The 649-nt window shown below is 34.8% G+C and carries 1 pseudogene; it reads right to left on the bottom strand.

Annotated elements, in window-relative coordinates:
- Nucleotides 1–6 precede the first annotated feature (6 nt).
- A pseudogene (locus A5N85_RS14305) lies at nt 7–649 on the bottom strand (IS630 family transposase); the annotation flags it as partial.

Here is a 649-nt window from a genome sequence, read left to right as displayed (position 1 = left end):
ATATAATCAATTAAATCCAGAATAGGACAAAAGAGCATCCCAAAAGACATCAAAATTAGATAAAACTTTACGTAAATACTTTTTAAGATTGCCCCACTGCTTTTCGATTAGATTTAACTCTGGCGAATAAGGTGATAAAGGCAAAACAACGTGACCAAATTTTTCGGCTAACGCTTTTAGAACCTTCATTCGATGAAATCGAGCATTATCCATAATAATCACTGATTTAACACTTAATGATGGTAATAAGTGTTCTTCAAACCATTTTTCAAAAAAGGCACTTGTCATGGTATTTTCGTAAGTCATTGGGGCAATGAGTTTATTGCCAATTTGACCTGCAACAACGGATATCCGTTTATATTTTTTGCCACTAATGGTGCTTTTAACAGTTTTCCCTTTGGATGAGCTTGCAAAGGGTCGATGTAAGTAGGTATCTATACCCGTTTCATCAATATAAACCCTTTGATGGTCATTGAAGGTTGCAAGCTTGGTTAGATCGTTTTCTACTTTGATTGGGTCTTGTTCTTTGTAGGTCGTGGTCTTTTTTTAAGTGTCATACCGATTGATTTTAGTGCATAAAATATACCTTGTGGTGTACAGGCAAAGTGTTCTGCTATTTCAAATAAATAGGCATCATTGTGTTGTTCTA

Origin of the sequence: Suttonella ornithocola (assembly GCF_001889065.1) — a bacterium.
GTDB lineage: Bacteria > Pseudomonadota > Gammaproteobacteria > Cardiobacteriales > Cardiobacteriaceae > Suttonella_A > Suttonella_A ornithocola.
This window is presented reverse-complemented; position numbering and strand designations above follow the sequence as displayed.